This is a genomic window from Stenotrophomonas sp. HMSC10F07, from assembly GCF_001807895.1.
In the GTDB taxonomy this organism is placed as follows: Bacteria; Pseudomonadota; Gammaproteobacteria; order Xanthomonadales; family Xanthomonadaceae; genus Stenotrophomonas; species Stenotrophomonas sepilia.
Map to the genome: position 1 here is coordinate 16,255 of NZ_KV791337.1, position 2,641 is coordinate 18,895.

Annotated in this window: 2 protein-coding genes; both read right to left on the minus strand. The window is 69.1% G+C overall.

Features of this window, described 5'->3' with window-relative positions:
- Nucleotides 1-36 precede the first annotated feature (36 nt).
- Nucleotides 37-2,148, minus strand: a complete 2,112-nt coding sequence (gene recG, locus HMPREF3114_RS03070) for an ATP-dependent DNA helicase RecG (RefSeq protein WP_005418953.1) — start codon at nt 2,146-2,148, stop codon at nt 37-39.
- A 7-nt stretch (nt 2,149-2,155) separates the two neighbouring features.
- A complete protein-coding gene (locus HMPREF3114_RS03075) occupies nt 2,156-2,542 on the minus strand; it encodes a RidA family protein (RefSeq protein WP_005418954.1) in 387 nt (128 codons plus the stop codon).
- Nucleotides 2,543-2,641: the final 99 nt, after the last annotated feature.

Consider the following 2,641-nt stretch of genomic DNA (forward strand, 5'->3'; position numbering starts at 1 on the left):
GAACGGCAGCCGAGCATGGGCTCGGCTCTACAGGGATCAGGCCGAGGCGTAGCGCACCGCGGTGCCGATCCAGCGCTGCACCACGCGATCAGCCAGGGCCGGTTGCTGGGCCAACAGGCGCTCGGCCAATTCATGCACGCCGGGCAGCAGGCCAGCGTCGCGGGCCAGGTCGGCAATGCGGAAACCGGCCAGGCCGGTCTGGCGCGTCCCGAGCAGTTCGCCGGGGCCGCGCAGTTCCAGGTCCTTCTCGGCGATGACGAAACCATCGTTGGTTTCGCGCATGGTCTGCAGGCGCTCACGCGCCATCTGCGAGAGTGGTGCCTGGTACAGCAGCACGCAGCGCGACACCGCCGAACCGCGGCCCACGCGGCCACGCAGCTGGTGCAGCTGGGCCAGGCCGAGGCGCTCGGCGTTCTCGATCACCATCAACGAAGCATTCGGTACGTCCACACCCACTTCGATGACCGTGGTCGCGACCAGCAAGTCGATCTCGCCGGCCTTGAACGCCACCATCGTCGCCAGCTTCTCGGCGGCCTTGAGGCGGCCATGCACCAGCCCGACGCGCACGCCCGGCAGCAGCGCCTGCAGCGATTCGTAGGTGGCCTGCGCCGGGGTGGCATCCAGTTCTTCGCTTTCCTCGATGAGCGTGCACACCCAGTACACCTGCCGCCCTTCCTGGCAGGCCAGCGCAATGCGCTCGATCAGTTCCGGGCGACGGTCATTGTTCAAGGCCACGGTCTGCACAGGGGTGCGGCCCGGTGGCAGTTCGTCGATGGCTGATACATCCAGGTCTGCGTATTCGGACATCGCCAGCGTGCGCGGAATCGGCGTGGCGGTCATCACCAGCTGGTGCGGCACGCTGTTGCCGCCCGCGCCCTTGTCGCGCAGCGCCAAGCGCTGGTGCACGCCGAAGCGGTGCTGCTCGTCGACGATGGCCAGCGCCAAGTCCTGGAACACCACCGCCTCCTGCATCAGCGCGTGGGTTCCGACCACCACCTGCGCTTCGCCGTTGGCGACCTGCTCCATCACTTTGGCGCGCGCCTTGCCGGTGACCTTGCCGGCCAGCCAGGCGATGCGCACGCCGAGCGGTTCCAGCCAGCCACGCAGATTGTTGAGGTGCTGCTCGGCCAGCAACTCGGTGGGGGCGGCCAATGCGACCTGCTTGCCCTGCTCCACCGCCAGCATGGCGGCCAGCGCGGCCACCACCGTCTTGCCGGAGCCGACGTCGCCCTGCACCAGCCGCAGCATCGGGCTGGGCCGCGCAAGGTCCTCACGGATCTGCTTGAACACGCGTGCCTGCGCGCCGGTCAGCGCGAACGGCAACTGCTTCAGCAGCGCCTTGGCCAGTTTTCCGGGGCCGGCCAGCGGCGGCGCATGGTGCGCCTGCAATGCAATACGCTGGCGACGCAGGCTGAGGTGATGGGCCAGCAGTTCTTCCATCGCCAGGCGACGCTGCGCCGGGTGGGTACCAGCCGCCAACGCGGCCAGATCGGCATCCGGCGGTGGCCGGTGCACGGTCAGCAGCGCGCTGCGCAGCGGCGGCAGGCCCAGGCCATCGAGCCAACCGTTGGGCAGCAGTTCCAGCGTGCTTTCCTCGGGCAGGCGGTCCAGCGCCTGGCCGATCAGCTTGCGCATGGTCATCGGGCCGACCCCTTCGACGGTGGGATACACCGGGTCGAGGCGGTCGCCGAGTTCGGGATCGTCGTTGCGGCCCAGCACCTGGTAGCTGGGATGGACGATTTCCAGGCCGAGGTGGCCGGGCTTGGGCGTGCCGAAGCAGCGCAGCCGGGTGCCGACCGCGAACTGCCCGACCTGCTGCTGGCGGAAGTGGAAAAAGCGCAGCACCAGGGTGCCCTGCCCTTCGTCTTCCACCGCCACTTTCAGCATCGGCCGGTAGCGCATGCCACGCTCGACCGCGACCACCCGCCCTTCCACCTGCGCCGGCACGCCGTTGCGCAGGTCTTCGATGCGGGTCAGCCGGGTCCGGTCTTCATAGCGCAGCGGCAGGTGAAGCCAGAGATCCTGCAGGGTGGCCAGGCCACGTGCCTGCAGTTTGGCGGCCACGGCCGGACCGACGCCGGCGAGCATCGCCAGGGATGCTTCGCCGGACGGTGACAGGACCGGGGTGACCGCCGCCTTGCGTGCCACGTGGCGGTCAGTCGATGACCATCACCGCGTCGACCTCGAAGCTGGCGCCCTTCGGCAGGCCGGAGACTTCGATGGTGGAACGGGCCGGGTACGGGGCCTGGAAGTAGTCCTGCATGACCGCGTTGACCTTGGCGAACTCGCCCAGGTCGGTCAGGTACAGGCCCAGGCGCACGACCTTGTCCAGCGAGCCACCCGCCGCTTCGGCCACGGCCTTGAGGTTGTCGAAGGCGCGGCGGGCCTGTGCTTCGACGTCACCGGCGCCGACGATGTCGCCGGTGGCCGGGTCAAGCGGGATCTGGCCGGAGAAGTACACGGTGTTGCCGGCGCGCACGGCCTGCGAGTACGGGCCGATGGCGGCGGGGGCCTTTTCGGTGTTGATGATCTGGCGGGACATGGGTCGCTCCGGTGCTTGGGGGAAAACAGAGCGGTGATTGTACCGGCTGGGCGCGGCATCGGCTGGGGTCGGATCCGTTTCCCGGCGGGAAACGGATCC

What these genes read in the sequence shown, in the direction of transcription:
- HMPREF3114_RS03075 (WP_005418954.1), bottom strand. Translation starts at nt 2,542, where the DNA reads ATGTCCCGCCAGATCATCAACACCGAAAAGGCCCCCGCCGCCATCGGC.